Here is a 23,608-nt window from a genome sequence, read left to right as displayed (position 1 = left end):
TACAACTGATGAAAAAAACACTTTACACTTTATGCTTGCTGTTTGCCGTTACTGTTGCTTCAGCTCAAGACATTAATAAAATTATTACCAAAGATTATGTAGACCATTTGATCAAAACTTTAAGTGGTGATGAGATGCAGGGTAGGGCAACTTTTTCGCCAGGTATTGACAAAGCGGCTACCTTTATTGAAAGTGAGTTCAAACAAATTGGCCTGAAACCTTTGGCAGGCGCAAGTGGTTATCGTCAAACTTTTTATAAACATCAATTGAAAGCAGCTTCTGCTCAAGTTACTATTGACGGTCAAGCGATAGCTAACGACGATATCCTTGTTGTTGGCCACAATAGCGAGCAATTGACCTTCGACCAAAGCAATAGCGATGGTTGGGTTAAACTTGATCCTGAAAAGGACTTCGCAACCCAATACAGAGCTTTATCAAGGTCAGGAAAAAAACAATTGGTATTGGTTGATGCCAAATTTGCAGAAGCGTTTAAACGCTTAAAAAACACCCCCGTAAGAACATCGATGGTTGATGATCCCAATCCGGCGAAAGCGATGGCTTCGGTTTTTATCTTGAATAAAGATAATGTTGTTAAAGATTTTAAAGTAGAGTTGAAAAATACCGTAACCAAAATGCCTTTGTTCAATGTGGCGGGTATTATTCCTGGTAAATCTAAAGCTAAAGAATTGGTTATTTTTTCTGGGCATTATGACCACATCGGCATTGTTAAACCTAAAGAAGGAGACAGCATTATGAACGGTGCTGACGATGATGCTTCTGGTACATCGGCAATGATTGCTTTGGCCAAATATTACAAGAAATTAAACAACAACGAGCGCACCTTAATTTTTGTTGCTTTTACTGGCGAAGAAATGGGAATGCTAGGGTCGCGTTATTTCTCTCAACAATTAAATCCTGATGAAGTTGTAGCCATGTTCAATATTGAAATGATTGGCAAAGACAGTAAGTTTGGTAAAAATACGGCCTTTATTACTGGTTATGATAAATCTGATTTTGGAAAAATTCTACAAAAAAACCTAGAAGGTACAGAGTTCACATTCCACCCAGATCCTTATACGGCCCAATCTTTATTCTACAGAAGCGATAATGCCACATTAGCAGCCCAAGGTGTACCCGCACATACCATTAGTACCGATCAAATTGATACAGACAAACACTACCACCAAGTAACTGATGAGTATAAAACACTTGATGTAGAGAATATTTTATCGACCATTAAAGCCATTGCCAAAAGTGCGGTGAGCATTGTTAAAGGTATCGATACCCCTTCAAGAATTCCAAAATTAAATCAATAAACAATCTATTTACCCTAAACAACACTATTTAACCTTATGAAAATTTTAAAATCGATTAGTTTTTCACTAATAGGTACCGCACTGTTAACGATCCAGGCCGCACAGCCTGCCGTTGCACAAACAGGCGAGACCTTATTATTAAGAAGCCCTACTGTTAGCAATAACAACTTGGCATTTGTGTATGGAGGAGATATCTGGATTTCGAATAGGGATGGAAGCAACCCTAGAAGATTAACAGTAAACCCTGCCGTAGAAACGAGCCCAGTATTTTCTCCAGATGGCAAGCAAATTGCCTTTACTGGTAATTATGATGGCAATACAGACGTTTATACCATCTCTATTAATGGAGGTGAGCCAAAAAGGGTAACTTATCATCCAAGTGCTGATTTGGTAAAAGGCTGGTTAAATAACAATGAGGTTTATTTTACATCAACCCGTGATTATAAATATGCATTAACATCAAGAATGCATAGCATTAACATTGATGGCAAAAACGAAAAACCTTTGCCTATGCCAGAAGCAGTGCAAGGTTCTCCATCGAGCGATAAACGTTACTGGGCCTATATTAAAAATACAGACCCTACTGACCGTTCTAATGTAGCTTTTAAACGTTACCGTGGTGGAGGTATGCCGCAGATTTGGATTTTCGATACCAAGACCAATGATGTTGAAATTATCCCAGGAACTGGTGCCAATAATGTTAAACCGCAATGGGTGGGCAATAAAGTTTATTTTTTGAGTGATAAAGACCTCACCCTAAATCTTTATAGCTACGATACCAAAAGCAAAAAAGTTGAAAAACTAACCAATTATAAAGATTTCGATATCAAGTCGTTAACAGCAGGAGATGGTGCCTTGGCTTTTGAGCAAGGTGGCAGAATTAACCTGTTAGACCCAAATACCAATAAGGTAACCAAATTGAGCATCAGCATAGAAGCTGATGCACCTTACAAACGTCCTCGTTATATAGACTTGGCAAGTGATGTTCGTAATTTTGAAGTTTCTCCAAAAGGGGTAAGAGCTCTATTCGAAAGCCGTGGCGAAATTTTCTCTGTACCTAAAGAAAAAGGTGATGCCAGAAATCTTTCCAATTCGCCAGGTAGTTATGAAAAATATCCAGGCTGGTCTCCAGACGGGAAATATATTTCTTACTTATCTGATAAAAACGGGAAATATCAATTGGTTTTACTAAACCAGGTTACCAAAGGTGCCCCTGAATATATTGATCTGGGCGATACCCATTTTTATTTCCAACCAACTTGGTCGCCAGATAGCAAAAAGCTTTTCTATGGTGATAGTCACCTGAATTTATTTTACATCGACATCAACGATCGTAAACCAGTTTTAGTTAAACAAGATAAGTTAGGTTCTACCACCAACAGAACTTACAATTCGCTTCAACCTACATGGTCGTCAGATTCTAAATGGATCTCGTATGTAGCCACTTTACCCAACACCGTAAGTGCAGTATTTCTTTATAACATAGAGAAACAAAGCCATACACAGGTAACTGATGGCATGAGTAATGCTGTTGGTCCAACTTTTAGTAAAGATGGCAAATACCTGTTCTTTTTGGCCAGTACCAATGTTGGTTTAACCAATAGTGGTTTACACATGTCGGCGTACGAACATTCGCCAAACTACAATGCTTATGCGTTAATCCTTTCTAAAAAAACACCTTCGTTATATAAAACAGAAAGTGATGAAGAAACCGTAAAAGCAGATGATCCAGCTCCAAAAAAAGAAGAACCTAAAAAAGACGAGCCAAAGAAAGATGCAAAGGACGCTAAAGACAAGCCTGCAACTCCAGCTAAACCTGCTGATGCTGTAAAACCGGTTGAAATTGATCTAGACAATTTGAGTAACCGTATCATTTCTTTACCTATTCCTGCCAGTGGTTTATCTAGCATTTTTGGCGATGTAGATGGGCATCTGTTATTTATCAGAAATGGTGAATTGAGCACCTTGAATTTAAGCAAGATGGAAGTTACCGTTTTGATGCCGGGTGTTTACGGTGGAACGGTAAGTGCCGATGGAAAAACAATGATGTATGCTTCTAGAGGTAGTTATTTTATTGTTCCTGCTGCTCAAAAACCAATGTCGCCAGATGCGGGTAAGATCAAATTGGATGGCATTAAAGTTCTTGTAGATCCTACAGCCGAGTGGAAACAGATGTTTAATGAAGTTTGGCATATGGAGAAAGAATATTTCTATGCCGAAAACATGCATGGTACAGACTGGCCTGCAATGAAAAAGAAGTATGAGAAGTTTTTGCCATACGTAAACCACAGAACAGACCTTGCCTATTTATTCAATGAAATGATGGGCGAAATGGTAGTTGGCCACAACTACATCTATCCTGGCGATGAGCCTAGTGCTACTTCGGTTTCTGTAGGAATGTTAGGTGCCGACTATTCGATAGAAAATGGTTTCTATAAAATTAGCAAGATCTTTAACCGTTTAGATTGGAATCCGAGCTTTAAGGCACCATTAGCAGAACCTGGATTAAACATTAATGAAGGCGATTATATTGTTGCTATTGATGGTGTTCCGCTTACTGCTGAAACTTCAATCTATAGCCTTTTTGATTTTAAAGCTGGCAAGCAAGTAGCCATTAAAGTAAATAGCAAGCCAACACTAGTTGGAGCCAGAGAAGTAGTAGTGGTACCAATTACCATTGCAGGCGAAATGGACTTGCGCAAAACTGAGTGGGTAGAAAGAAATAGAAAACGTGTAGACCAGCTTAGCGATGGCCAGATTGCCTATGTGTATATGCCAAACACAGGTGCTGAAGGTTATACCAGTTTCAACAGGTATTATTTCTCGCAAATGGACAAAAAAGCTTTATTGTTAGATGAGCGTAACAATGGCGGTGGTTCAGTTGCCGATTATGTAATTGACCTATTGAGCCGTGATCTAATTAGCTATTGGGGCATTAGAGATGGTAAGAGCTTTACCACTCCTGGCAATGGTATCTTTGGTCCAAAAGCGATGCTGATCAATGAGAACGCTGGTTCTGGTGGCGATGCCATGCCATACATGTTCAGGTTTAAAGGCTTGGGCAAATTGGTAGGCCGTACCACAATGGGTATCTTGGTAGGTATTAGTGGTTATCCAAATCTATTGGATGGTGGTCGCATTACCTCTCCAAACTTTGGTATTTATGATACCAATGGTAAATGGATCATCGAAAATGAAGGCGTTGCTCCAGACATTTTTGTAGAGCAAATGCCTAAAGATTTATTAGAAGGTAGAGATCCTCAATTGGAGCGCACCATTAAAGTGTTACAAGACGAGATGAAAACCTATAAATATCCGAATGTTGCAAAACCTAAAGACCCAATAAGAGGACAATAGGTTAGATGGCAATTTCCATCACATAATCATTCATCAAGAAACCGTTGCCAATTTCAATGTCAACGGTTTCTTTGATTCTAAAGCCTGCTTTTAGATAGAAATCTTTGGCATTATTATTCCTGTTAACGTTTAATTGCAATGTTTTTCCACCTGCACGTTTGGCCAGGTTAACTACTTCATTGATCAGAATTTTACCCACACCTTTGCCATGTGTTTCTGGCAACACATAAAGCTTGTGCAGTTTATAAGCCTGTTGTACAGAATCAATTACAGAAAAACCAGCAAAGCCAATGTCTTTTCCATCTTCAGAAGCAACTAAAAAAGTATGCCCTTTTTGTAATTGAGAAAGCAATTCTCCTCTGTTATACATCATGTTCAACATGTAATGCAACTGCTCTTCGCTAATGTAACTGCTATAGGTCTGTGGCCAAATTTTTTCTGCCAAATCACTAATAATGGCAATATCTTCTTCCTTCGCTTTTCTTAAAAGGATCATAATAGTTCACTTAAAAATAAATAATCGGTACTAAAATTAAAACTCACAAAGCCATCTTTGAGCACCACAAAATCGCCATTGTCTTCCTGTTTCAGATTACTGGTTTCGAAATAAGAAATAATATCAATTCTAAAAATTGCACCTGCAGGTTTCCATACACTAAATCCAGCTTTAACTGGGTAGCTTTTTTCTGTTTCGGTAAACAATACGATATTGATTTCTGGAATAAAATCGGCCAGATCATCAAATTTATTCTCTTTACTGATCACATTTACCGCTGGATATTTTTCGGCAATGAGATACTTTACCACCGTTTGCAAGTTTGGGCTTGGCGCATAGACCAATTTTGTGTTTTCCTGAATTTGCAAGTCAGTTGCATCTCCAATTACCACATCAACCTTTAGTCCTAATGAAATGGCCTTTTCATATTCGTTGGCAGCTACCAATAAAGTAGGGCTCCACTCTAAAAGCTGGCCAAGGTATTCTTCATCAAAGTTTTCTAACTGATGGATATAAAGGGCTGGTTCTTGTTTTTCTCTTACAATATGGTGTGACGACATGGTACGAAGTTAAAAATAAAGCCTATTTAAATTTCGAATTTTTAAAAGCATCCATCAATACTTTTTTATCTTCTTCATTGTTATAATTGATGTTTACACCAAAATCATAACCCTTTAATAAGGTGCTATACATTACCTGGTGCATTAATACTGCTCCACTTGGCCCATAAACTTTAATGTAAAAGGCATTAAAACGATATCCTTGTATCGTTTCCTTACCAGACAAAGTGTCTATTTTAATCTTTTGATTGCGATAAGTATCAAAAAGGAGTTTCTTGATGGCCTGGTTATTCGCTTCATATTCTCCAGCTTGTTTTTCTACATAAGGTTCAATCGTAGAATCAAAAATATTGAGTTGATTTTTCTGAAAACTAACCAAATGTTTTAAACTATCTGTATTTACATCCCCATCATATACTTCATTAATTGCTTCTTTCCCTTTCTGATCGCTCACTTCAATTTTTGCCTTACTAATTAACCGATAACCTGTCGGGATTTCGATCGTCCAACCTAATTCTTTACTGGTGTAATGTGCTGTGGTTGGCTTTTCTTCTTTTGGTGCTGAAGGATTACAAGCTACCAAAATGATGAAGCACCATAAAAGAGATAAGAATTTTGTTTTCATATCGTTTGAGTCAAATATAGAACAGTGTGTAAATCTAAATAAATTCTGTATTTTAGTACTGATGAGCAAAAGTAAATTCGAAATTTCTAAAGAAAGTGGCCCACACCTTAAGTTGGCAAACTTAGTAGGTAGTTGGGATGGCAGCACAAGAACCTGGTTTGAAAAGGATATATTGGCCGATGAATCTCCGATGAGAGGGAGAATTACCTCGATTATGGGTGGAAGATTCATCAGGTATGAATATACAGGAACAATAGAAGGGAAGCCTTTTGAGGGTTTGATGACTTGGGGCTACGACTTGAGCAACGACAAATGTCAATGTGCATGGATTGATAGTTTCCATATGGGTACAGGAATTTTAGCTTCCGAAGGTCGTGAAACTGGAAATGGCTTTTCAGTTTTGGGCAGTTATGGTGGGCCAGAAATACCCATACCATGGGGCTGGAGAACGGAGCTAGAAATCATCAACTCTGATCAATTTATCATTAGGGCTTTTAACATCTCGCCCGAAGGTGAGGAAGCCAAGGCTACAGAAACCATTTACCATCGGATCAACATTTAAACACAACATTGCCTCCATACTCTTTCACCGAGCAGATTGGTAGCTTCGCATTAACCCATACCTAAAGATGGCACAACTTGCAAAGAACTACAACAAACTTACGGTAATCTTTAGCAGCAATTTTCCCTATCGTTACCACAAAAATTTGGCGAAGCTTGTTGTTCTTCAGTTTTTGCTGGTCTTTTTGTTTCTTTATTTGTTCAGGCCTTTTGGTTATGATCCTGACAAGCACTATTTCAATTATGCAATTACCTGTTTGTTCCAAGCCTGTTCTCCAGCGCTGATTGTCTATTGTTATTTTCTAATCCTTAATCGATCAAATAAAGGAGCAGTAGCGCTCAGGTGGACATTAGGCCTACAGTTACTTCATTTAATCTTAGTTCTATTTTTAATCGGTCTAGCCAGTTTCTTCTTGCGAACATTAATTTACAAGGGCACTAATCACCTCTCGTGGTCTAACTTGGGTACCGAACTCAAAAATGTCTACTTAGCAGGATCGCTATTTGTAGTGTATTTGTTAGCCTTTGGCAATAAAAACACCTCGAAACCACCAATAACAGCGAACCCTTGTAGCATTCCAATAAAAACCGAAACCAAAAAAGACGACTTCACTTTACACAGTGAACATTTCGTTTATGCTAAGTCAGAAGGTAATTATATCGACTTATATACTAAAGACCAAGACCTATTGAAGAAAGACTTGAAGCGCATTTCTCTCAAAAACTTAAATGCCCAATTAAAGCAGAACCCTCAATTTGTACGTTGTCATAGAGCCTATCTTGTTAACACCAACCATATTGTTAAAATAACAGGAAATGCACAAGGCTACTTGCTCTCTGTGAATGGCGCAGCAGAAAAAATCCCTGTATCCAGAACTTATTTACCAGTGTTTGAACCTTTACTTATTAACTTAAAAAAGGATCAATAGTTCTTCCCTTGTTGCTGATCACAAAAGCTTGTTGCCCATCACAGATTTTCTAATTTCTATAATGGCTCTTCTAATTTTGAAACGTTAAGCTCAAAAGCCTTAATCCATTTCAATGAAGATCGTTCAACACCGTTATTTTATTATCTTTTGTTTTTGCAGTTTCAACCTGATGTTAAGGTTACTTGCCGATGCAAACTCTGGTTTTCAGGGAGATGAATTGTTACACATTGCTACAGGAAACCACCCCGCATTTGGCTACATGGAATTTCCACCGATGATAGGGTGGATGGCATGGCTACAAAATCAGTTCCATTCTAGCAGTGTATTTGTTCATCACATTTTTACACATATCGCCTCAACCCTTATCTTTATTTTAACCGCAGCCATTGTACAGCTCTTAGGTGGCCGAAATCGGGCGATCATTATTGCCCTTATGTGTTTATCCATTTCGCCTGGTTTTGGTAGAAGTTTCCAACTGTTTCAACCTACTCTTTTTACCCAGCTATTTTGGCTATTAGGATTTTACCAATTGCTCCGTTTTATACTCACCTTAAAGCACAAGTATCTGTATTACCTTGCAGTTAGTTGTGCCTTTGGCTTTTTAGCAAAATATGATATTGTCTTTTTTATAGCCGGATTAACCAGTTTGTTCTTCTTTAAGCCAACCCGACAACAACTACTAGGGATGGTTTTACCACTTAGTATAGCGCTATGGCTGGTGCTGATCTCGCCAAATTTATGGTGGCAATACCAACATGATTTTCCCGTATTTCAGCATTTTACAGAGCTCTACAAATCGCAACTCGATAAAATTGACTTCCCTACACAACTTGGCAAGCTTGTAGTGGCACTCAACCCTTTTGCTGTGATCATCTATCTCGGGGGTCTTTATTTCATGTTCAACAGCAACAATAAACCTGTTTACCGGCCATTGGCCATTTCAATTCTAGTTTCTATAGGTCTTTTGATCATCGGAAAAGGTAAATTTTATTACTTTTTCCCGATCATGATTACCCTGCTTTGTTTTGGCAGCATATGGTTTGCGCAATTGACATACCAAAGATTTAAATGGGCATTTTATACTTTAGGTTTCTTTTTTATCCTTTCTGGAGCCGTGCTTATTCCTTATGGTTTAGCTGTTTTACCTTTACAAGGCTTTATCAAATTTGCTCGGGTTAAAAAGGAAAATGGTCTTTATGAAATCAAAAATCAGGAGTATTATTCAAAACAAACCTGGAAGGAGATCATGGCAGCACTGCAAAAAACCTATCACTCCTTACCTCCAACTGAACAGAAAAATTGCCTGATCTGGGGCAAACATTACCGACAGGCTGGAGCGGTATCGCTCTTTCATCAAGAGTGGGGCATACCTGATGCTTTTTCTTATCATGGTAGTTTTTACCTCTGGGCACCAACGGGACAAATGCCAAGTGCCGTCATTGCATTTAATAGCGATGATTCGGGACAACAGTTTTGGATGAGTTATTTCGATTCTGTTACACCTGTAGCTCATGTTGTTAATCAATACTCAAAAGACCTAGATGATGGTCAACACCGTTTGACGATTTACATTTGCAAAAAACCCAAACAAGACTTTAATGGACTAAAAGAAATATTCAAGAAAAGAATTTTTGAGTAACCTAAGCATTTGTTTAATAAGCAATTATTCGTAAGTTTAATCTACGAAAACAATCGTACATTACATTTTAAGCTTTTGCTATGAAGAATTTGCTGCTATTCACCTATTTTCTTTTTATGGTATGCTCCTCAAATGCACAACCTGCAAAATTGAAAGGATTTATAAAAGGCTATACACAACCTAAAATATACATGACTATCCTCAATGGCAGTAAACTTTTAAAAGATTCGGCCTTGGTAACAGACGGTTACTTTAATTTTGCTATTGATGCGCAAGAGTCTTTGGTGGCAAGGCTCATCACCCGTGATCCGAGCAAAAGAATTACCGATCAAAGCACTCATTTTACTTCCTATGCTCCTGTTGTGCAATTTTTTTTAGAACCAAAAACCGAGCTAAGCTTAACAGGTGATTATTTGGAATGGCCAATTGTAAACATTACAGGTAGTGCTGCCAACGAACTGCAGAGCAGCTATTACCTTAACCATAAATCGACAATATTACAAGAAGAAAGTGCTTTTAAGGAATCCATTGCACAAAAAAATGCTGGTGATCATTTAAAAGCCAAAGCAATAGATTCTGTTCGTTTACAGCATACCATTACCAACACCAATGCTTATGCGCAACTGGCAAAAGAAAATCCGAAATCAATCTTAAATACATTTTATGTCTATGAGAACCTCCCTTTTACTACAAATGAAGAAAGTCTGGCCAAAGCCTTAGCTGCTTTACCCACGGTTCTTAAAAAGGGTGTATATGGCCAAGCTATCGAGAAGCGATACCAAGAGCTTAGCCAATCTGGCATAGGTACCTTGGTCAAATATTTCAATGTAAATGGCAAGGATAGCCTCATTAATATCAATGCTTATCGAGGCAAATACGTACTGTTAGATTTTTGGGGTTCGTGGTGTGTGCCTTGCAGAGAAAGTCACCCAAAACTTAAAAACCTTTATGCAACCTATAAAGACAAAGGTTTCGAAATTATTGCTATTGCATTTGAAAAAGGAAAAAATCCACGACAAGATTGGCTCAATGCCATTAAGGAGGATAACATCTCTTGGATTAACATTTTAAACAATGAGGCCATTGCAAAAAATGGACAAGACCTAATCAGCCTGTTTGCCATCAAATCTTATCCTACAAAAATACTGATTGGTCCAGATGGCAAGGTATTGTTCAAAACACAAGGTAATGATGAAGAAATAGAAACTCTTCTAAAGAAAAACTTACATTAGATTTTATAGCTTAAGCAATCAATTCAAAATCGCCCAATTGTGTTTCCTTACCATTTACCATAATTGACAACTTGTGCTGTCCTAAATAAAATTTTCTGGTGGTAATCAATTTGAAACTTTGTTTACGATTAATCCTGATTTTTTCACCAGCTTGGTAAGTCTTCTCACTAATTTTAAAAACCTTGCCTGCCAATGTTCCATTATTTTTCAGATAGTATAAAGTATATTCCAATCTGATATATCTTGCAACAGTATCATTATTTTCTATTGTAAAACTAAATGCTGCAGCATCTCCAATTTTAACAACTGGTGTTTCAATCACAAAATCGGTAATGGCTAAACTTGAAGCATCAAGACCATAAAAACTTAATATTTCTGGATGCCCCTTTTTTAACAATGTTCTACACGCATGTTTAATAATCGCATCGGTTTCCTTACTCAAACCTTTCCATTTCTTTGCAATATCAACTACTACAATGGGATTGTCTTTGGTAATATCGTTTAGGCTATTGGCCACACTTCTGCGCACATATTCACTAGGATCATTTTTTAGGTTTTCTAGAATAGGCAGCAACGCAGTTGGATTTTCTTTTAAAGCTGGGATGGCCATGGCCCAAGGCAACCTAGGCCTACTGCCCTCACTTGCAAAACGCCTAACATGGTGATTTGGATGTGTAGACCATCTGAGCATTTGGTCTGTCATCTGGGTTCCGTATTTCAAAAGAAAAGGCCTAACCGCAAACTCAGCACTAATAAATTGTGTAACCAATTCTAACGCAACTACAGAGTTTTCGAAATCTGCTAAGCCGTAAGTAGCAATATAATCTGGCAAAAACATAAACTCCAATCGATGCTCGTTAAAGCCATCAGCTTTTAACTGTTTAATCATTGGCGCTAGTAAAGCTGCACTTTGGGTATAATTTACAGGCATAAAAAGATGAAGCGTTTGTGTAGTATGCTGCATCCGCTCTTTCCATTCCATTTGTACAAAAGTGGCAGGCAATATGGCCTGCATAAATTTTTCTGCCTTAAAATTTGGCACTACTTTCTCCAAACTGAAAGCTAACCTTTCGTAAAATGCCTTTGAATAGATGTCTTTAATTAATCCCATAACTTTTCGAACTTAAGTAAAGATTTTGGTTCCTTTCAAATGAAATTTCCACATTATCGAATCGGTAGGATGCTCGATTATAGCAGCTATTATTTAACTTAGCTTTAAACAAATCATGCAATGAAAAAATTCGGTTGGATCTTATTTCTTTTCTTCAGTTCTACTGCCTTTGCCCAACAAAATAAATCGCTGAGTGATATGTTGGCAAAAATGGTCGTATCAGACCAAAAAGCAGCCAGTTTACCGCCAGCAGGAGTAGCTTTTGAATCGCCGCAATGGCAGAATTTTAAAGACAGTGTTTTTACCTCACATTATGGCCGATTAAAAGAAGTTTTCGTCAAAAATGGATTTCCGGGCGAAGATGTAGTAGGAAAAGATGGTTCTAAAAACTTTTGGCTAATGGTACAACATTTGGATAAATGGCCAGATTTTCAGCAACAAGTGTTAAATAGCATGGAAAAACAAGTAGCCAAAGAGAATGCTTCGGCAAAAGACTTTGCTTACCTAACAGACAGGGTACGTTTAAATACTGGGCGGAAACAGGTTTATGGTACACAGGTTACCTATAACCTTGACAGTTGCCAGGCTATTCCCAGATCTTTAGAAAATCCAGAATCTGTAAATCAACGTCGAAAATCCGTAGGTCTCGATCTGTTAGAAAAGTATTTGAATGGCATGAGCGGAAGTCATTTTTTAATGAATAAAGAATCTTACGAAAAAAGAGGCATCCACCAACCAAAATTATATCCAATCCAAAAGTAGTAGGATGTGTTTCTTTTTCTAAATATTTTGTCGGCTAGATAAAATTTAAAGTTCAATTTTATTGTTTAAATACGAGCTAAATTGCACCTTGTATTAAAAGAAGATTTTATCTCTTCATTTTATCGTTAAAATCGATACTTTTATATTTAATTATAAATTTTAACTATATGACCTTAGTTCAGCTAGAATACATTGTTGCAGTAGACACTTATCGTAGTTTTGTAAGTGCTGCAGAGAAGTGTTTTGTAACCCAACCTACCTTAAGTATGCAAGTACAAAAGCTGGAAGAGTTTCTAAATGTTAAAATATTCGACAGAAGCAAACAGCCAATTATTCCAACAGAAATAGGTGCACAAATTATTGATCAAGCACGGATTGTACTTCAAGAAAATAAAAAAATAAAAGAGATCATCAGCAGTCAACAGCAGGATGTAATTGGTGAGCTTAAAATTGGTATTATCCCAACCATTGCCCCTTATTTGCTACCAGAGGTTATTGCCTCGATGTTAAAGAAATACCCCGACCTTAAGTTATTGATTTGGGAATATACAACCGAAGATATTATCCATCACTTAAAAACTGGCATTATAGACTGTGGCATTCTAGCTACTCCTTTGGTAGATACCAATATCAGTGAAACACCATTGTATTACGAGAATTTTGTGAGCTACATTAGTAAAAACAGCAAACTCTTTAAAAAGAAAGCGATTGATGCAGACGACTTAGAAGATGAAAATATATGGTTGTTAAATGAGGGACATTGTATGCGAACACAGGTATTGAATATTTGTCGTTCTACAAAAAACAATCGCCTACAATCGCTAACCTATAATACCGGAAGTGTAGAAACCTTAATTAGAATGGTTGATGTAAATGATGGGGCTACCTTGCTACCAGAGTTGGCCTTGGCCGATTTAACGGTTAAACAGTTAAACAAGGTACGTTATTTTAAATCACCAGAACCTGTACGTGAGATCAGCTTGGTTACGCATAAAAACTTTATCAAAAAGAGAATGTTAAACGCTTTACGAGAAGAAATATTAGCTGTTATTCCTAAAACCATGAAACAACGAAAAAAGAAAGATATTATCGGTATTTAAGTTTGACTTGATTTTTTATTGAAGAAATTCAGCTTAACACTGATGCCAATGGCGATTAAAAAGAGCCCAAGTGTTAATATGTCAATCAGTTCAGCATTGATATTTGCTCTGGTAACCTTATCTGCAAAATATTTGATAAAAGAGGATGGTAAGTTTTGTTCGCCCATTTTTTCTTTAACCTGCCATTGCCAATCGGTAATGGGGCAGTAGCCCAGCCCAAACCAAATACCCAAAATTGTCCAACAGAACAGGGTAAGCATGGTAAACCAAAAATGAATGCGACGGGTGGCTTTAAATATCCACCCAAAAAGATTAAACCCAATAATCAGCAGGTGCAAAATGCTAAACAGAACATCTAGCAATGCAAGGTTCATTATTTAGTTGTTTTTTTTAAGCCCTTCAATCCCAACAATTTTATCTTCTTCCTCTCCCTTTTTCTTTTTCTTTTTCTTGTTCGGATCTATACCACTCAAGCGTTCTTCTGTTAACTTATCGTATTCGATAATTTGCTCTGGCTTTAAAATAGATTTGATGCTTTTATTGGTCTCATTCTGAAACTTATAATACTTGGTCATTTCCTCATCGTTATAACCACTAGCTTGTTGTTTTTTATACAATGCCAATTGCTCTTTAGCCAAGGTAAATGCATAGTTATAGATGACGCTTTTTTGGGTAGCACTTAAATTTAAACGTTTCTCCATCTCATCAACATTCTTTTTGGCTACCTCTTCAGCAGTAGGCTGCTTCTGTTGTGCAACGCTTGAAAAAACTCCACCAAGCACTAGTAACATCATTAAAATCAATCTTTTCATGCCTGCAATTTAAGAAAATATCATTTAAAAATTAAAACCCTCTTTTTAAATGTCGATTTAAGGCTAAAAAATGGGTACAACAAAAAAAGCCGAACCATTAAATGGCTCGGCTTTTATATCGATTTTCTTTATTACAATGCTTTTTTGTAACGTTCTGCTACTGCGTCCCAGTTTACTACATTCCAAATTGCCGCTAAATAATCTGGGCGTTTGTTTTGGTATTTCAAGTAGTAAGCGTGCTCCCAAACATCAATTCCGAAAATTGGTGTGCCTTTTACTTCTGCGATATCCATTAATGGGTTATCTTGGTTAGGTGTTGAAGAAATGATCAATTTTTTATCTGCTCCAACTGAAAGCCAAGCCCATCCAGAACCAAAACGAGTTGCACCAGCATCTTGAATTTTAGTTTTGAAATCTGCAAAAGAACCAAAAGCTGCATTGATCGCTTTTGCTAAATCGCCAGTTGGCTCGCCACCTTTATTTGGGCCTAAAACTGTCCAGAACAAAGAGTGGTTATAATGACCACCACCATTGTTGCGAACGGCAGCAGGGAATTTTGAAATATTTTTAACAATATCCTCGATGCTAGAATTAGCTTCTGGTTTTCCTTCTAAAGCTTTATTTAAGTTGGTAACGTATGCTTGGTGATGTTTACCATGGTGGATTTCCATAGTTAATTTATCAATATGTGGTTCTAATGCGTCTGTTGCGTATGCTAACGCAGGTAATTCAAAAGCCATAATTATATTATTTAAGTTTTAAAATCTAATGTACAAATATAATGGTCAAAGGTTAAGTTTTATACCTTTATTTGTCAAATTTCTCTTCGTTTATTCTTGAAAAAGGTACTCATTAATGCACCACACTCTTCGCTCAATATACCCCCTTTTAGTAACGTTTTAGGATGCAAAAGGTTTTGATTGATCCTTGTAAAACCTCGCTTTTCTTCACGGGCACCATAAACAATTCTGCTAATTTGTGTCCAATAACTTGCACCTGCACACATTATACAAGGCTCTATGGTTACATATAAAGTACAATCTTTTAAATATTTACCCCCCAAGGTTTGTGCAGCAGCAGTAAAGGCCTGCATCTCTGCATGGGCAGTTACATCATTTAATTGCTCGGTTAAATTGTGGCCACGGCCAATAATTTTACCTTGACAAACCACTATTGCACCAATTGGGATTTCATCTTTTTCAAAAGCTAATCTTGCCTCATTTAATGCCAAACGCATAAAATGCTCATCAGCTGCTGCTGGATCTTTATCCTCGAAGTTATAATAGCTCATCTTAAACTAGTTTACTGCCATTGGGCACTTTTTTGTCGATTGCACTCAATACAATATCGCCATTTTCATCGGCAAAACCCGTTACCAGAAACTCGCTCATAAATTTGCCAATCTGTTTTTTGGGGAAATTGATCACAGCAATAATCTGTCTGCCTACCAATTCTTCTTTTGTATAATGTTTGGTAATCTGTGCACTGCTCATTTTAATGCCAAATTCGCCAAAATCTACCTTTACCTTAAATGCGGGTTTTCTAGCTTCAGGAAAGTCAAAGGCTTCGAGTATTGTGCCAACCCTGAGTTCTACTTTCTCAAAATCGTTCCAGTTTATTTCTTCCATTAAACAAAAGTACTATTTAACTGTAAAGGCTCAAAGACAAAAGCTCAAGGCTTAAAGCGGAAGGCGGAAAGCTCAAGTTGAAAGTGAAAAGTTGAAAGTTCAAGGCGGAAAGCCGAAAGCGCAAGGCTCAAAGCATAAAGCGCAAGGCTCAAAGCGGAAGGCTCAAAGTTAAGAGTGGAAAGTTTAAAGGAGAAAGTAGTCAATTGAAAACTGTGAACCGGCAATTGCTAACTGAAAACTGTTAACCGTGAACTGCCAACTGAAAATTGAACACTAGCACCTTTTTATTACATTTGCAACATGGTAGAGATTAAGTTAAAGAAAGGAAAAGAAAAAGCAGTTTTACAACGTCATCCTTGGGTATTTTCTGGTGCATTAGAAAAAGTAAAAGGAACTCCTACAAATGGAGATGTGGTAAAAGTTTGCAGTGCGAATAATGATTTTTTGGCTTATGGCTACTATAATGATCAATCTCGAGTAGCCGTTCGTTTGTTAGAGTGGGATGAGAATGAAACAATAGATGCAGCATGGTACGAACAAAAGATCAAGAAGGCAATCGAGTCAAGAGCACATCTCTTAAAAAACAAAGACACCAATGCGTATCGTTTGATTTTTAGTGAAGCTGATTTTTTACCCGGCTTAATCGTAGATCAATATGCTGATTTTCTTTCTGTGCAAATTTTAAGCACGGGTATTGAAAAAGCAAAATCGATCATTATCGACATTTTAGTGCAAGTTTTACAACCCAAAGGGATTTTCGACCGTAGCGATGCTACTGCCCGTACCCATGAAGGCATTACAGCTGAAAATGGTTTATTATGGGGTGAAGCTCCCGCTGCCTTTATTGCAGTAAAAGAAAATGGAATAACCTACCATATCAATATCGCCGAAGGACAGAAATCTGGTTTTTATTGCGACCAACGTGATAATCGTCAGATTTTAGCGACTTATGCAAAAGGTAAAACAGTTTTAGATTGTTTCAGTTATAGCGGTGGTTTTAGTCTCAATGCCTTTAAACAAGGTGCAAAAGAGGTAACCAGTGTAGACAGCTCTGCCTTGGCCATTGAAACGCTGAAACAGAATATCGAACTTAATCAATTTAATACCAAAAGCCATGTGGCCATCCAATCTGATGTAAACAAACAATTGAGAGCCTTTAAAGAAGAAGGTAAGAAATTTGACATTGTGGTATTAGATCCACCTAAATATGCGCCATCTCGCTCTGCTTTAGATAGGGCTGCCCGTGCCTACAAAGACTTGAACCGTTTAGGTTTGTTGTTGTTAGAAAGTGGTGGTTTATTGGCAACATTTTCTTGTTCTGGAGCAGTAGATATTGAAACTTTCAAGCAGATTATTGCTTGGGCTGCACTAGATGCAGGCAAAGAAGTACAAGTGATCAGACAGTTCTCACAACCAGAAGATCATCCTGTGCGTTTATCTTTCCCAGAAGGAGAGTATTTAAAAGGTTTGCTGATCCGAGTTTTATAACATTAAATTATAGACTATACATATGTTAATTACACAAAATATTAGATTGAGTAGGGTTCTAATCGACACCTGGAAAGTAGATATCATTATGATCATCTCTTGCACAGCCGTTTACCTTGTAAGAGAATACCTTATTGCCCATCACTTTCAGATTTCGCCTATCATACCAACAGTATTGGGTACAGCTATTGCCTTTTTTATTGGCTTTAACAATAACCAAGCCTATGATAGGTGGTGGGAAGCCCGAAAAATTTGGGGTGCTTTGGTTAACGATTCTAGAAGCTTTGCCAGAAACTTGATCAATTTTGTAGAAGGAGATGAAGAAACGGTTAAAATCATGGTTCGCCGTCATATTGCTTTCATTTACGCCCTAAAGGCCAACTTGCGCTATACTGTTGATGGAATTTATATCAAATACTTAACAGAAGCTGATAAAAATGAAGTAGACCAACAAAGTAACATGCACAATGCCATTTTAAATATCCAAGCTAGAGACCTTCAGAAGCTACTTAAAGCTAATCAGATTGATGGTTTTAAGTTTATCGAAATGAATGAAATGCTGACCAGACTTACAGATAGCATGGGTATGTGCGAACGCATTAGGAACACAGTTTTCCCAACAACCTATAGCTACCTCACCAAGGTTTTTATTTGGTTGTTTGTGGTTACTTTTACCTTGGTTATTAGTCAGGATATGGGTTACTGGAGCATCTTTATGGGCTGGTTAATCGGTTTTGTATTTGTATCTACGCAAATTAACGGAATGAGGTTGGTAAACCCTTTTGAAACCAACTCTTCTAGTTTGCCTTTAAATAATATCTCTAGAACAATAGAAATAAATCTGCTACAAATGATTGGCGAAACAGATATTCCAGAACCTATTAAACCGATTAACCAGGAGTATATCTTGTAAAAAGTGCCAATAATTTGGGTTACTTATTGTTCACTAAAACGGTAGCTTGCATTTGGTATTCTAAATTTTTCTTGCTCATCCAATTATTTTCGCCTATACCAATAACAGAATAATTATCCTTATTCACACTTTTAGGGAAGGAAGTAAATGCCAACCCAGGCACACGTGCAATTGTCCAGCCATGAGCTTTCTTAGGCACTTTTGAATAATATTCGCTGGGCATGGTTTGAAAAACAATGAAAAAACCATCCTCTGGAAGTCTAATATTTAAATGAGAAATATCTATTGAAAACCACGATTTACCCTTAAGGTTCGCCGCAATTATTTCGTCCATTAATTCATCGCCAGGGTATTTTGAATTTGGTTTTCTAGCAAATAATCTAATTTTAAATGGCATATCAATACTTTTAGCCCCATTTCTCATGTGGATGCGAATTTCCTTGATGATCCCTATTAATTTCTCGTTGTTGTTAATATATAACCCATATTTTGTGCTGGCATGTGTAAATTCTTGAGAGATTGAAAATGCCTTTGTACCCAAGGTCAGCTCTTTTTGCTTCACATTTTTATTGGTTACATTCACTTCATTGAGTTCGTAAACTATTGGATTTAGGCTAACTTCTTGAGGAAGCAAACTCGTGTTTTCGACTACAAATTTAACGGTTAAATAACCCATGCAAGAGACTGATAAGGAGTCTCCCTTTTTTACTTTTGTAATGTCAAATTGAATGTTGCCATTTTCGTCTGATGGATAATAATCTGCCTTATTAATAGATAAATTGGCATTTAGAATGACCGCCTTTGTGCTAGCGTCTGTAACTTTAATTGATCTTTTCTCTTGTCCAAAAATAAATAATGGACAATATAAAAAGACCAATAAAAATCCTTTCATAGATATATTCATAATTCAATTCCTTAGCTGAATAGTTAAAGAAACAAAATGAAAAGAATATTACTACTATTTATTTTAAACTTATCTTCTTGAACAATAGGTATAAACGAGCAATTACTAAATTAGCCTACATTTTGCCTTGTGGCATTTTAGGCATATTTCTCATCATTTTTGCTGCTGCTGCCGGGTTTGAGAACTGCTTCATTACTTTACGCATGTCTTCAAATTGTTTGATCAGCTTGGTTACTTCTTCAACCTTGTTACCCGAACCTTTTGCAATACGTAAACGACGGCTTTGTTGAATGCTATCTGGATTTTCTTTTTCAAAAGGGGTCATCGATTGGATAATGGCTTCTACATTTTTAAAGGCATCATCTTCAATATCCACATTTTTCATCATCTTGCCCACACCTGGTATCATGCCCATCAAATCTTTCATGTTACCCATTTTCTTGATCTGTTGAATCTGGTTATAGAAATCGTTGAAGTCGAATTTATTCTTGCGGATTTTTTTCTGTAGTTCTGCGGCTTCTTTCTCATCAAACTGTTGTTGTGCTCTTTCTACTAAAGAAACCACATCACCCATGCCTAAAATACGAGAAGCCATCCTGTCTGGATAGAATACATCCAAGGCTTCCATTTTTTCGCCAGTACCAATAAATTTAATTGGTTTGTTTACAACAGATTTAATAGATAAAGCTGCACCACCACGGGTATCGCCATCTAATTTGGTTAAAACAACACCTGTAAAATCTAATCGATCGTTAAACACTTTGGCTGTGTTTACCGCATCCTGACCAGTCATGGCATCAACAACAAATAAAATCTCGTGAGGTTTAGTTTGTGCCTTCACTTCAGAAATCTCATTCATTAGGCTTTCATCTATTGATAAACGACCTGCCGTATCGATGATGATTACATTGTTGTTATTCTTTTTAGCTTCTGCAATACCTTCTAAAGCAATTGCTATTGGATCTTTCGATTCTTTGTTGGCATATACCGGAACACCAACCTGCTCGCCTAGAATCTGTAATTGATCTACCGCAGCAGGACGATAAACGTCGCCAGCCACCATTAAAGGTTTTTTGCCTTTACTTTTTAAATGTAAAGCCAGTTTACCTGTAAATGTGGTTTTACCCGCACCATTTAAACCAGCTATCAATATAATTGTTGGATTATTTTTGAGATCGATATCTGTTACCTCACCACCCATTAAGGTAGTCAGCTCATCGTTCATTACTTTAGTTAGCAACTGACCCGGAGATACCGCAGTTAATACGTTTAAGCCTAAAGCCTTTTCTTTAACTTCGTCTGTAAAAGATTTGGCTGTTTTATAATTTACGTCGGCATCTAATAAAGCTTTCCTAATCTCTTTCATGGTCTCTGCCACGTTGATTTCGGTAATACTTCCCTGTCCTTTTAAAACTTTAAATGCCCTGTCTAGCTTGTCCTGTAAATTCTCAAACATATTCGTTTAATTTTCTGAAATACAAAGGTATTAAATTTTGCTCTAAAAGCCATTTCTACCTCATATTAGGTTGGCTTTTTATGCATTATCCCTTGTCTTCATTCAAAAAGCATCAAAAAAGTTACACATCTCCGAGTTAATTAGTTTCGTTCCTAAAAAATTAGTACTACCTTAGTCTTATAATTTAAAGATGATGATTAAACTAGCAAAAAGAGAAGAACAAATTATGCAGGCATTTTGGGAAGTAGAAAAAGGATTTATCAGAGATATTATCCCATTACTTCCAGATCCTAAACCACATTACAACAGTGTAGCTACCGTAGTTAAAATTTTAGAAGAAAAAGGATTTTTAGGTCATGATACGGTTGGAAATATGTTCTGCTATTTCCCATTGGTAGGTAAAGAAGAGTATCAAAAGCATGCCTTAAAAGATGTGGTGAATCAATATTTTGGAAATTCATATCCACGAATGTTGGCCTTTTTTGCCAAAGAGCAAAATTTTTCTGAAGATCAGTTAAAAGAAATACTAGACCTTATTAAAGATAAAAAGTTATGATATTTTATTTGTTAAGTGTAGCCCTCATTTTGACAGCCTGCTTTATTTTTTATAAAGTATTGCTTCAACAAGAAACGTTTTTTCCATTAAACCGTTTTATCCTAATTGGCTGTTTAGCCTTGTCGTTCAGCATTCCTTTTATACCAATTCCACAAGAATGGTCTTTCAGAAAAGCGAATACCCAAATAGAGCGTTTCATCCCCCTAGCTCCATCAAATTCAATAGCAGCGCCAGAAAACAATACCGTAAGCCAGCCTATTTTAAAAAAGAGCGAAACTGTAGATACAGTAGCAGAAAAACCATCTTCTTTTTTTAAGGACCTTTCATTTTATGAGATCATGATCTGGGCCTATTGGTTAGGGGTAGTTATTTTTGCGGTAAATTTTATTGTACAACTAGGCAGCTTACTTTACAAGGCTTATTCAAGTCCATTCATTAAAGATGGTCGTTTTAGAATTATTGAGCTTTCAGGAAATGAGGCACCTTGTTCTTTTGGAAACAATATTTTTATTAATCCGGAGAAATACGATTGGGATACCTATAGTCAAATTCTCTTACACGAGAAAATACATATCCAACAGGGTCATAGCTACGACATTTTATTTGCAGAGCTTGCCCTTATATTTCAATGGTTTAATCCCTTTGCCTGGTTATACCGCAAAGCTGTTGAAGATAACCTCGAATTTTTAACCGACAACGAACTACTAGCTCATTCTAACATAGAACGTGCCAGTTACCAAATGAGCCTGGTAAAGGTTTCTGTTCCACGTTTCCCTATCAGCCTTACCACAAACTACAATCAATCCATCCTTAAAAAAAGATTAGTTATGATGAACGCAAAAAAATCAAATGTAAACTCTACATGGAAATACTTATTCATTTTTCCATTGCTATTGTTATTTGTTGCCCTTTTAAATGAGCCAATGGCTTATGGCAGCGCAAATGTAAAAAATAATACCGCTGATAAATTTCAGCCAATAGATACCGAAGGTACTTGGTTTGCAACCATTAGAAATGACCAGATTACCATTCGTTTCGAATCAGACGAAGATGGCAAGTCAAATTCGTCTCACACTTTCTCTTTGTCTGAATTTAAAAACCTACCTCAAAATAAAGAAGGTAATTTTACCTTAACCAGAGATCCGGGCACTATTGCATTCGCTGGTAAATTTGATGGGAAAACTGGTATGGGTACCTATAAGTTTAATGCCGATGCTACATTTTTAAGTTTCTTAGCCAAAGAAGGTGTGGAGGCCAAAGATAAAGATGCCTTGGTATTTTGCATGGTCAATCTTACCAAAAACTTTGTGAACTCGTTAAAAGCAGAAGGATATACCCGTTTCACTAAAGACGATCTGATCCCTTTGGCCGCTCTGAAAATTGATGTCGAATATATCCGTTCACTCAAAAATGCTGGATTAACGAACACCAGCCTACAAGATTTAATTCCGCTAAAGGCCTTAGACATAGATGGTGCTTATGTAAAGGATATCAAAAATTCTGGTTATAAAAATGTGAATGCAGGCAACCTCATTACCTTAAAGTCGCAAGGCATTGATGGCGATTTTATAAAAAATGCCAAAGCGAGTAGTGGTGTTTCAGCAAGCAGCTCAACCGACAATCAAATGTTGGCATTGGCCAATGAAAAGGGTCAAAAAGGAAGCAAAGGCCCTAAGGGAGATAAAAACTCAAATCATGATTCTGATGAGGATCATACCCTTGATAACTTAATTACTAAAAAGGTATTGAACATTACACCAGCTTTTGCAAAAAGTTTTACCGACAATGGGATTAAAGTTTCGGATGAAGAATTGATTCCATTGAAAACAATGGGCATTACAGCAGATTTTTTCAAAGAATTTGAGAATATAGGTGTCAAATTAGAAGCAGAAGAAGCAATTAGCCTAAAATCTATTGGCCTTACAGCTAATGAATATACTGATTACAAAAAGCTAGGTTTTAAAAACCTCACGTTAAGCGATGTCATTTCTGCTAAAGCGACAGGTACATCTGTAAGTTTTATCTCCTCAATGAGAAAAAAGGGGCACGACTATACTAGCATTGAAAAATATGTTACGATGAGAGTCTTATCTATTGATTAACAACCCGTAAAAAGATTTCCTCAAAACAATTAAAAGGCTCATTTCTGGTCTTTATCTAAAT

The 23,608-nt window shown here is 36.9% G+C and carries 23 protein-coding genes; 12 read left to right on the top strand and 11 right to left on the bottom strand.

The window, feature by feature from the left end; all coding sequences use genetic code 11:
* Positions 1-8 precede the first annotated feature (8 nt).
* Together AQF98_RS16915 and AQF98_RS16910 are read left to right on the top strand one after the other, a co-directional pair.
* Positions 9-1,316 (top strand): M20/M25/M40 family metallo-hydrolase, encoded by a 1,308-nt coding sequence (locus AQF98_RS16915; protein ID WP_055133148.1) that lies wholly within the window; start codon positions 9-11, stop codon positions 1,314-1,316.
* A 36-nt stretch (positions 1,317-1,352) separates the two neighbouring features.
* Positions 1,353-4,673: a S41 family peptidase gene (locus tag AQF98_RS16910; RefSeq protein ID WP_055133147.1), complete on the top strand. Its 3,321-nt coding sequence runs from the start codon at positions 1,353-1,355 to the stop codon at positions 4,671-4,673.
* 1 nt (position 4,674) lies between these two features.
* Here AQF98_RS16910 and AQF98_RS16905 read toward each other — a convergent pair whose 3' ends face one another.
* From AQF98_RS16905 to AQF98_RS16895, 3 genes are read right to left on the bottom strand one after another with little or no spacing between them, the layout of a single operon-like run.
* Positions 4,675-5,169, bottom strand: coding sequence for a GNAT family N-acetyltransferase (locus AQF98_RS16905; RefSeq protein WP_055133146.1), 495 nt, complete (start codon positions 5,167-5,169; stop codon positions 4,675-4,677).
* On the bottom strand, positions 5,166-5,729 hold the full coding sequence (locus tag AQF98_RS16900) for a hypothetical protein (RefSeq protein ID WP_055133145.1): 564 nt from the start codon (positions 5,727-5,729) through the stop codon (positions 5,166-5,168). The genes AQF98_RS16905 and AQF98_RS16900 overlap by 4 nt, the downstream gene beginning before the upstream one ends.
* Before the next feature lie 22 nt (positions 5,730-5,751).
* The gene (locus AQF98_RS16895; RefSeq protein ID WP_055133144.1) at positions 5,752-6,354 is read right to left on the bottom strand and encodes a hypothetical protein; all 603 of its coding nucleotides are present in this window, start codon (positions 6,352-6,354) and stop codon (positions 5,752-5,754) included.
* A 61-nt stretch (positions 6,355-6,415) separates the two neighbouring features.
* Between AQF98_RS16895 and AQF98_RS16890 the strand changes: the two genes are divergently transcribed.
* The 4 genes from AQF98_RS16890 (at position 6,416) to AQF98_RS16875 (ending at position 10,715) form a co-directional block, all read left to right on the top strand.
* The gene (locus AQF98_RS16890) at positions 6,416-6,916 is read left to right on the top strand and encodes a DUF1579 domain-containing protein (protein ID WP_055133143.1); all 501 of its coding nucleotides are present in this window, start codon (positions 6,416-6,418) and stop codon (positions 6,914-6,916) included.
* A gap of 67 nt (positions 6,917-6,983) precedes the next feature.
* A complete protein-coding gene (locus AQF98_RS16885; protein WP_055133142.1) occupies positions 6,984-7,844 on the top strand; it encodes a LytTR family DNA-binding domain-containing protein in 861 nt (286 codons plus the stop codon).
* Positions 7,845-7,956: 112 nt separating this feature from the next.
* Entirely contained in the window at positions 7,957-9,483 is a 1,527-nt protein-coding gene (locus AQF98_RS16880; RefSeq protein WP_082435141.1) for a glycosyltransferase family 39 protein, read from the top strand.
* A gap of 80 nt (positions 9,484-9,563) precedes the next feature.
* Positions 9,564-10,715 carry a TlpA disulfide reductase family protein gene (locus AQF98_RS16875; RefSeq protein ID WP_082435139.1) on the top strand — a complete coding sequence of 384 codons (1,152 nt, stop codon included), beginning with the start codon at positions 9,564-9,566 and terminating at the stop codon, positions 10,713-10,715.
* 10 nt (positions 10,716-10,725) lie between these two features.
* On the opposite strand, the gene AQF98_RS16870 is transcribed toward AQF98_RS16875, so the two are convergent.
* Entirely contained in the window at positions 10,726-11,826 is a 1,101-nt protein-coding gene (locus AQF98_RS16870; protein WP_055133139.1) for a DNA alkylation repair protein, read from the bottom strand.
* Positions 11,827-11,946: 120 nt separating this feature from the next.
* Between AQF98_RS16870 and AQF98_RS16865 the strand changes: the two genes are divergently transcribed.
* Both AQF98_RS16865 and AQF98_RS16860 read left to right on the top strand, forming a co-directional pair.
* On the top strand, positions 11,947-12,588 hold the full coding sequence (locus AQF98_RS16865) for a DUF6624 domain-containing protein (RefSeq protein ID WP_055133138.1): 642 nt from the start codon (positions 11,947-11,949) through the stop codon (positions 12,586-12,588).
* 167 nt (positions 12,589-12,755) lie between these two features.
* Positions 12,756-13,688: a hydrogen peroxide-inducible genes activator gene (locus AQF98_RS16860; protein ID WP_055133137.1), complete on the top strand. Its 933-nt coding sequence runs from the start codon at positions 12,756-12,758 to the stop codon at positions 13,686-13,688.
* Here AQF98_RS16860 and AQF98_RS16855 read toward each other — a convergent pair.
* The 5 genes from AQF98_RS16855 to AQF98_RS16835 all read right to left on the bottom strand — a co-directional run bounded on the left by AQF98_RS16855 (position 13,685) and on the right by AQF98_RS16835 (position 16,128).
* A complete protein-coding gene (locus tag AQF98_RS16855) occupies positions 13,685-14,062 on the bottom strand; it encodes a DUF2784 domain-containing protein (protein ID WP_055133136.1) in 378 nt (125 codons plus the stop codon). The two genes, AQF98_RS16860 and AQF98_RS16855, sit on opposite strands and share 4 nt — an antisense overlap.
* Before the next feature lie 3 nt (positions 14,063-14,065).
* A complete protein-coding gene (locus AQF98_RS16850) occupies positions 14,066-14,500 on the bottom strand; it encodes a hypothetical protein (protein WP_055133135.1) in 435 nt (144 codons plus the stop codon).
* A 131-nt stretch (positions 14,501-14,631) separates the two neighbouring features.
* A complete protein-coding gene (locus tag AQF98_RS16845; protein ID WP_055133134.1) occupies positions 14,632-15,240 on the bottom strand; it encodes a superoxide dismutase in 609 nt (202 codons plus the stop codon).
* Between the two features lie 74 nt (positions 15,241-15,314).
* On the bottom strand, positions 15,315-15,791 hold the full coding sequence (locus AQF98_RS16840) for a nucleoside deaminase (protein WP_055133133.1): 477 nt from the start codon (positions 15,789-15,791) through the stop codon (positions 15,315-15,317).
* Between the two features lies 1 nt (position 15,792).
* Positions 15,793-16,128, bottom strand: a complete 336-nt coding sequence (locus tag AQF98_RS16835) for a tRNA-binding protein (RefSeq protein WP_055133132.1) — start codon at positions 16,126-16,128, stop codon at positions 15,793-15,795.
* Positions 16,129-16,428: 300 nt separating this feature from the next.
* Here AQF98_RS16835 and AQF98_RS16830 point away from each other — a divergent pair, with 300 nt between their 5' ends.
* Both AQF98_RS16830 and AQF98_RS16825 read left to right on the top strand, forming a co-directional pair.
* Complete coding sequence (locus tag AQF98_RS16830) at positions 16,429-17,616, top strand: class I SAM-dependent rRNA methyltransferase (protein ID WP_055133131.1); 1,188 nt, start codon at positions 16,429-16,431, stop codon at positions 17,614-17,616.
* Positions 17,617-17,638: 22 nt separating this feature from the next.
* Complete coding sequence (locus tag AQF98_RS16825) at positions 17,639-18,529, top strand: bestrophin family protein (RefSeq protein ID WP_055133130.1); 891 nt, start codon at positions 17,639-17,641, stop codon at positions 18,527-18,529.
* 19 nt (positions 18,530-18,548) lie between these two features.
* Here AQF98_RS16825 and AQF98_RS16820 read toward each other — a convergent pair whose 3' ends face one another.
* The gene (locus AQF98_RS16820; RefSeq protein ID WP_055133129.1) at positions 18,549-19,421 is read right to left on the bottom strand and encodes a hypothetical protein; all 873 of its coding nucleotides are present in this window, start codon (positions 19,419-19,421) and stop codon (positions 18,549-18,551) included.
* Positions 19,422-19,548: 127 nt separating this feature from the next.
* The gene (gene ffh, locus AQF98_RS16815) at positions 19,549-20,889 is read right to left on the bottom strand and encodes a signal recognition particle protein (protein WP_055133128.1); all 1,341 of its coding nucleotides are present in this window, start codon (positions 20,887-20,889) and stop codon (positions 19,549-19,551) included.
* A 190-nt stretch (positions 20,890-21,079) separates the two neighbouring features.
* On the opposite strand from ffh, the gene AQF98_RS16810 reads away from it, so the two are divergent.
* Together AQF98_RS16810 and AQF98_RS16805 are read left to right on the top strand one after the other, a co-directional pair.
* The gene (locus tag AQF98_RS16810) at positions 21,080-21,445 is read left to right on the top strand and encodes a BlaI/MecI/CopY family transcriptional regulator (RefSeq protein WP_235524253.1); all 366 of its coding nucleotides are present in this window, start codon (positions 21,080-21,082) and stop codon (positions 21,443-21,445) included.
* Positions 21,442-23,547 carry a M56 family metallopeptidase gene (locus tag AQF98_RS16805; RefSeq protein WP_235524252.1) on the top strand — a complete coding sequence of 702 codons (2,106 nt, stop codon included), beginning with the start codon at positions 21,442-21,444 and terminating at the stop codon, positions 23,545-23,547. The genes AQF98_RS16810 and AQF98_RS16805 overlap by 4 nt, the downstream gene beginning before the upstream one ends.
* The last annotated feature ends 61 nt before the right edge of the window (positions 23,548-23,608 follow it).

The organism is Pedobacter sp. Hv1, from assembly GCF_001412215.1.
Lineage (GTDB): Bacteria > Bacteroidota > Bacteroidia > Sphingobacteriales > Sphingobacteriaceae > Pedobacter.
Note: the sequence above shows the minus strand (reverse complement) of the source record. Positions and strands in the feature narration are given on the sequence as shown.